The following is a 6,440-nucleotide window of genomic DNA, read 5'->3' on the forward strand; positions in this document are numbered from 1 at the left end:
AGACTTATGGTAAATTTCGTGGTCATACTTTAAGCGTACCAAAGTATGATCTGGTGGTCACCGTGAAACGGCTACACCGCTCACCAGTAAGAAAGAGCCCATTACCACCCCGACGCGTCTCCGAACCTCATAGCCACCCGGAGATGCCGTCCTGATTTGATGTACCTTCACGGTCAACAATCCTGCGATCTGGACGAGCACCGTCAACATCATTCAGGAGTGGTGACCCAGGACCAGATCGCGGACGTTTCGGGGACAGCGACCCGCGACTGCGCTAGCGAGGTGGCAGAAGTTGGTCCAGAAGAACCTTGGCACCGGTAAGCGACAACGCTCGATTAGCCCGACGCAACTCACGTAACGCGACCAAAGGTTGCTCCGAAGCAGAAATTCCCTCCGACTCCAGTACGTCTACAGCCCAACGCGTTCCGGCTTGGACCGCTTCATGCTCGGTCCCGCCGAACACGTCGGCCAGATTCTTCCTGCCGCCCACAGGACGGCGCGCCGCGACAGCAACACCCACCACTAAAGCCAGTGCGTATAGAGCGCGATCACACCATGAAGGCCACCGCCGATCTACCGGGAGCGCCCGACGCAAACTCCGCTCTTGCAGGGCTCGGCACTGAACAAGTCTCAGCCAACCGACGGCACTTCGGTGATGGCGTCGGCGGTCACGAGCATGTCGATCTCGACGCTGTTGGTTCCCTCGCCATCGGTGACGCGCACAGTTACCCCTGCCAGAGCCATTGGTCGTCGTGCATTTCCGCCCAGAATTTCAATTCAGATAGCGACTTCCATCGAAACTGGTTGTTACACAGTCACTTAAGAGGCTCTTCGCGCTTGAGCGGGGTGCCCGGTAGTTGATGGGGCTCGTGGCCCCGACATGCTGTTGGTCTCTCACAACGCGACAACAGCGAGGCCACGAGCATGAACGAGGGTACGTCAGTGCTGCTCGGGCTGGAGGACGAGTTCACCGTCCTGCAGCTCGAACGAATCGATGCCGACACGGTGCGTGTCGTCATCGAGGTCATCGACCCGGAGGGCGCCTGCCCCGAGTGCGGGGTGCTCACCTCAAGGATCAAGGAGCGGCCACTGGTTCGAGTCAAGGACTTGCCTGCCTCCGGCCAAAGAACCGATCTGTGGTGGCTCAAACGGCGCTTGGTGTGCCGCGAACCGGCCTGTGGGACAGCGACATTCACGCAGCAGTCCCGCGCTGTGCCGGCACGGTCGCGGCTCACGACCCGGCTACGAGAGAAGAACGGTTCGGCGATCGCGTCGGGCAACCGCGCCGTCAGCGAGGTCGCTAGTGCCGCGCGCCTAAAATTCTTTGACAGTGCGATTTGAGATACTTCAAGCATGCGGATTAAGCCCCTACTCTTGCGAGACGGCGACGATCTCGAGTTGGCCCGACGACTGCGGTCGAGGTCGATCTCCTCCGGTGCGGCGCAGCGAGCGAGGATTGTTTTGCTCGCATCTCAAGGTGAGTCGAATTCGTCGATCGCGGAACTGGTCGGGGTGTCGCGGCCGACGGTGATCTCCTGGCGCGCCCGCTACGACGTAGACGGCTTGGCCGGCCTCGAAGACGATGCGCGTTCGGGGCGGCCGCGTAGCCTCGATCGCCGGGAGATCGTCTCCGCGACCTTGATGCCGCCGCCGAAGAAATACGGTGTCACACACTGGAGTTCGCGCCTGCTCGCGAAACATTTGGGGATCGGGTACGGCACGGTCGCACGGATCTGGCGCGAGTACGGTGTGCAGCCTTGGCGCAGTGAGACATTCAAGTTTTCCACCGATCCGGAACTGGTCGCGAAGGTCACCGACATCGTCGGGTTGTATCTCGATCCGCCCGAGAACGCGATCGTGCTCTGCGTGGACGAGAAATCGCAGATCCAGGCATTGGATCGGACCGCTCCGACGTTGCCGATGCAGATCGGAATGCCCGAGAAGCAAACCCACGACTACATCCGCAACGGCACCACCACCTTGTTCGCGGCGTTGGAGATCGCGACCGGAAAGGTGACCGGGATCTGCCGGCCGCGACACCGTCACCAGGAGTTTCTGGTGTTCCTCAAACATGTCGCACGCGCGTATCCGAAGCAGGAACTGCACTTGGTGATGGACAACTACGCCACCCACAAGAAGGCCGAGGTCCGCGAGTGGCTGGCTGCGAATCCGCGGATCCATGTTCATTTCACCCCGACGTCGGCGTCGTGGATGAACCTCGTCGAGGTGTGGTTCGGGATCATCGAACGCCAAGCGATTCATCGCGGAACTTTCCGCAGTGTCCGCGAACTGACGGCGAAGATCCGAGAGTTCATCAACGGGTGGAATCCGCGGGCGCAGCCGTTCGTGTGGACGAAAACCGCCGAGCAGATCCTGGTGAAAGCTGACCGTAAAACAACTTCAAACTCGGGGCACTAGCTGGCCGATCGAGGCTAGACGGTATGAGGGTCGGCCCGTTTCGGGCCGGGGACTCGCTTGCAAGTTGCCGTGGGTTGCCGAGTAGGCGAAGCCTGGATCGGTAGTGCCTACATTTGCAGGAGGCCCCGGTGATGTATCAGCGTACGAGTGTCGGATTGGACGTGCACGCACTGTCTGTAGTGGCATGTGCGATCGACGGTCAAACCGGTGAAGTATGGAAACAACGATTATGTCCGGACTCCGGTGAGATCCTCGCCTGGTTGCGTTCGTTGCCGGGTCCGGTGAAAGCCGTCTACGAGGCCGGACCGACCGGATTCGGCCTGTACCGAGCTCTGAATCAAGCGGGTGTGGAGTGCGTGGTGGTTGCGCCGTCGAAATTGCAGAGACCTGCTGGTGACCGCGTCAAGACCGATGCTCGCGACGCGCTGCATCTGGCGCGGTTGCTCCGACTGGACGAGATCGTCGAGGTCACGGTCCCTTCGGTAGAACAAGAGGCAGCCCGAGATCTGGTCCGTGCCCGTGAGGATGCTCGCGGGGATCTGATGCGATGCCGACATCGCTTGTCGAAACTTCTTCTGCGGCAGGGCATTGTCTATTCTGGTGGTGCGGCGTGGACTGGTGCGCATGATGTGTGGCTACGAAGTCAGAGGTTCGAGCAGTCGGCGTTGCAGGCCACGTTCGACTCGAACTATGAAGCGATGCTGCTCACCCGAAGCCGCCGTGACCGACTGGATACGGCGATCGAGGAGATGGCGGAGAACAGTCCCTACACGCCGATGGTGCACCGTTTGGGATGTTTACGCGGAATCTCTACTTTGACCGGGTTCGGGTTGGCGGTCGAGATCGGCGACTGGCAGCGATTTACGGGGAGCACCATCGGTTCCTATGTCGGCCTGGTGCCGAGTGAATACTCTTCGGGGACATCACGATCACAGGGTTCGATCACCAAGACCGGCAACGGTCATGCACGTCGGTTGTTGGTCGAGGCAGCATGGCATCACCGCAAGATCTACCGCAACCCTGGATGTCAATGGCCACGAAGTTCTCCCCGTAGGCGGCCAGTAGTTCTCCCCGCTGGTGGCCACGGGTTCTCCCCGGTGGCGGCCAGTTGTTTTTCCCCACCCGCTTTCTGATTTGGGTTAGCTGAAGGGCTTCACCCCCTTGCCGGTGGTGGCTTCGGTGAGGCGGAAGGAGTCGCCGTCGGTGACGACGACGTGCGCATGGTGCAGGAGCCGGTCAACGGTGGCGGTGGCCAATGTTTTGGGCATGATCTCGTCGAAGCCGGAGGGGTGCAGGTTGCTCGAGACGGCAATCGCTCGGCGTTCGTAGGCAGCGTCGACGAGGCGATAGAATCCTTCGGCGGCGTCTTCAGAGACCGGGAGCAGACCGATGTCGTCGACGATGATCAGGTCGGAGCGGATGATCCTCGTCAGGGCTCGGGCGATGGAGTCGTCGGCACGGTGCCGGCGGACCAGGGCACCGAGGTCTTCGATGGTGAACCAAGACACCGCCAGCCCAGCTTCGACTGCGGCCTGCCCGAGTGCCTCGGTGAAGTGAGACTTGCCAGTTCCCGAAGGCCCACAGACGCAGAAACATTCACGCCGCCCGACCCACTCCAGGGTGCGGAGCGCGTCCTGGGTGGCGCGGGGAATCGACGATTTCGTTTCGTCCCAGTCGCCGAAGGTCTTGCCGGTAGGGAAACCCGCGCGTTTGCGGCGAGTGTGCAGGTTCGCCCGGTCCCGGCCGGCGGCTTCCTCAGCGAGGAGAACCCGCACGACTTCGGCGGGGTCCCAGCGTTGGGCTTTCGCGGTCGGGATGATATCGCTCAAGGACCTGCGGATATGGGGCAGTTTCAGGCGTTTAGTCAGGTCGATCGCCTCGGCCAACGGGTCGCCGTTAGCGCTGGTAACAGTGCGCAAAGGGGTGCTCATCAGGCGTCATCGCTTTCATCGTCAGTAGTGGCTGGGCTGGCCGGCGCTGGTGTCTGGCCGAAGGTGGACCAGGCGGCGGTGCCCGGTTGCAGAGTGTGGTTCTCGCTGCGACGGACCGGATCAGCGTGTTCGTGGGTGACTTGGTAGTCGAGGATCGAGATCAGGTCCCGATCGGCGAACCGGCCGGTCATCGCCGCCGTCCCCAACGCTCTGTCGACTGCGTCCGGGGAGTGCAGCTTCGAAAGGTCCACGGCCTCGGCCATCTTCGCCCTGATGCGGCGCGCTCCCGCGGCGGCAGCCTCGACCAGCCAGCTGTTGGCACCCTGGCCCAACTGTAGGAAGGCGAGCTCGGCGGCGGTACGAGGCTTGGGCACCCGGTCGGCGGCGTCGCGGTCTGGGCGGGGTGGGTAGTGGTCGTTGTCGAGGACCGGTGAACCGGGTTGGCCGCGGCGGTGCCGCGCGACTTCGACTGCACCGCCATCATTGTCGACGGCGGTCACGATCAGCTCCTCACCATGGAAGCGGGCCCAGACCCGAGTGTCGATCAACGTGTGCGGCACCGAATACCGCACCCCTTCCACCGAGATCGTCGACTCCCAGTTCACCCGCCGGGTAGTGCCGAACACCGCGGTGAACGGAGATTTCGGCAGCGGATGCAGCCGCTGCAACTCTTCGGCCAGCCGCTCGACCGGCCGCCGCCGAGTAGAGCTGTGGACGCGGGTGTTGACGTCGGTGCAGAACTGCCGGCAAGCCGACTCGAGCTCACCGAAAGAGTGATACTGCTCGCGCAGGTTCACCTCCTTCGGCAACAGGTCGGCTTTGGCGATCCGCACCGTCGCCTCACTTCCTCCCTTCGACTCCGGATCAGCAGGTAAACACGTCCGCAGCGTCGTGCCGTAATGCCGTGCCACCTCCACGATCTCCGGATTGCGGACCGCGATCCCGGCCACGTGATCGATCGTCGCGGTCTTCTCGTTGTCGGTGAGGACATAGACCGGAACCCCGCCCAAGCGGCGGAATGTCGCATCCAAACACGCCGCCACCGTCGGCAATGTCTTGTCCCAGATCGGGATCACCACCCGAAATCGCGACCACGCCAACCATGCGCAGAACAACGTCGTCTTCCGGCCGGAAATCGTTGGCCCGTCACCGAAGTCGTACTGTAACCACAGCCCAGGTTCGGTTACCCACGGCCGATACACTCGCCGCCGACCAGCCCGAAACTGGGCCTTCGCCTCCGCGACCGTCCGGCGCGTGGTCCGCTCACCGCCGGTGAACCCCAGCGCGACGATCCGTTCGTGGATGACATCCGCGCGGACCTTGCCCTGCGAGCGGACCACCAACTCCTCGATCTTCGGCAGAAAGTCGTCGATCGCCCGCGCTCGATGCCGCCGGCGGTCCGGCGGCTGCCCCGCAGCGCGCATCTGCACATACCGGGCCACCGTGTGGTGATCACACCCAGCCAGCTCCGCCGCCGCCCGATAACTACCCGTGAGGTCGTACGCCTCCAAAATTTCCATGATCTCCCTGCTCGATTTCATCCACCCAGCGTTGCCGGGACCGAATCTGACTCACAGCAGGTGGGGAACTATCTGGCCGTACGCGGGGAGAAACCATGGCCACAAAATGCGCCATAAATGGCCGCCAGTGGGGAGCTTACGATGGCCGTCGACACCTGGACAGGTCATGCGCACTCGATGGGCGAAAGCCAGCCCCGCTGCGCGTGCTCGTGGGCATGCCGGCAACCACCGCCTGCATCATCGGTGGGAGCAGTTCACCGCCCGTAAGAAGCGTCCGGTGATCGCCAATGTCGCCGTAGCCAGAGAACTTGCGGGATGGTGTTGGTCGCTGGCGGTCGTCGACGACCAGCCCTGAGCTTGTCCTTCCCCTAGATTTCGGTCGATAGACAATCGCAAAGGGCGTGATGGCAGCGTGAGGAACGATCTGCGAAAACAACTATGGGCAGCAACAGGTTCCGAAATTGGAACCGATTGCGACCTGGAGGACCACCGCGTTGAGACGGCGCTCGACCGCCTTGTCCAGGTGGGCGAGGAGTTCGGCGCGCTGGGCCGCCGCGCTCAGGCCGCTGCG

Annotated in this window: 5 protein-coding genes; 3 read left to right on the plus strand and 2 right to left on the minus strand. The window is 62.6% G+C overall.

Going from position 1 to position 6,440, the window contains the following annotated elements:
- The first annotated feature begins 924 nt into the window (after positions 1-924).
- From ABZ567_RS32095 to ABZ567_RS32105, 3 genes are all read left to right on the plus strand, one after another.
- Positions 925-1,341 (plus strand): transposase family protein, encoded by a 417-nt coding sequence (locus tag ABZ567_RS32095; RefSeq protein WP_073513843.1) that lies wholly within the window; start codon positions 925-927, stop codon positions 1,339-1,341.
- 12 nt (positions 1,342-1,353) lie between these two features.
- Complete coding sequence (locus ABZ567_RS32100) at positions 1,354-2,418, plus strand: IS630 family transposase (RefSeq protein ID WP_054186956.1); 1,065 nt, start codon at positions 1,354-1,356, stop codon at positions 2,416-2,418.
- 131 nt (positions 2,419-2,549) lie between these two features.
- A complete protein-coding gene (locus tag ABZ567_RS32105; RefSeq protein WP_352230076.1) occupies positions 2,550-3,551 on the plus strand; it encodes an IS110 family transposase in 1,002 nt (333 codons plus the stop codon).
- Positions 3,552-3,557: 6 nt separating this feature from the next.
- On the opposite strand, the gene istB is transcribed toward ABZ567_RS32105, so the two are convergent.
- Positions 3,558-4,349: an IS21-like element IS1415 family helper ATPase IstB gene (istB, locus tag ABZ567_RS32110; RefSeq protein ID WP_003944771.1), complete on the minus strand. Its 792-nt coding sequence runs from the start codon at positions 4,347-4,349 to the stop codon at positions 3,558-3,560.
- On the minus strand, positions 4,349-5,890 hold the full coding sequence (gene istA / locus ABZ567_RS32115; RefSeq protein ID WP_030538069.1) for an IS21-like element IS1415 family transposase: 1,542 nt from the start codon (positions 5,888-5,890) through the stop codon (positions 4,349-4,351). The genes istB and istA overlap by 1 nt, the downstream gene beginning before the upstream one ends.
- Positions 5,891-6,440 lie beyond the last annotated feature (550 nt).

Origin of the sequence: Streptomyces sp. NPDC016459 (assembly GCF_040632845.1) — a bacterium.
GTDB lineage: Bacteria > Actinomycetota > Actinomycetes > Streptomycetales > Streptomycetaceae > Streptomyces.

What these genes read in the sequence shown, in the direction of transcription:
- istB (WP_003944771.1), bottom strand. Translation starts at nt 4,349, where the DNA reads ATGAGCACCCCTTTGCGCACTGTTACCAGCGCTAACGGCGACCCGTTG.
- ABZ567_RS32095 (WP_073513843.1), top strand. Translation starts at nt 925, where the DNA reads ATGAACGAGGGTACGTCAGTGCTGCTCGGGCTGGAGGACGAGTTCACC.
- istA (WP_030538069.1), bottom strand. Translation starts at nt 5,890, where the DNA reads ATGAAATCGAGCAGGGAGATCATGGAAATTTTGGAGGCGTACGACCTC.
- ABZ567_RS32100 (WP_054186956.1), top strand. Translation starts at nt 1,354, where the DNA reads ATGCGGATTAAGCCCCTACTCTTGCGAGACGGCGACGATCTCGAGTTG.
- ABZ567_RS32105 (WP_352230076.1), top strand. Translation starts at nt 2,550, where the DNA reads ATGTATCAGCGTACGAGTGTCGGATTGGACGTGCACGCACTGTCTGTA.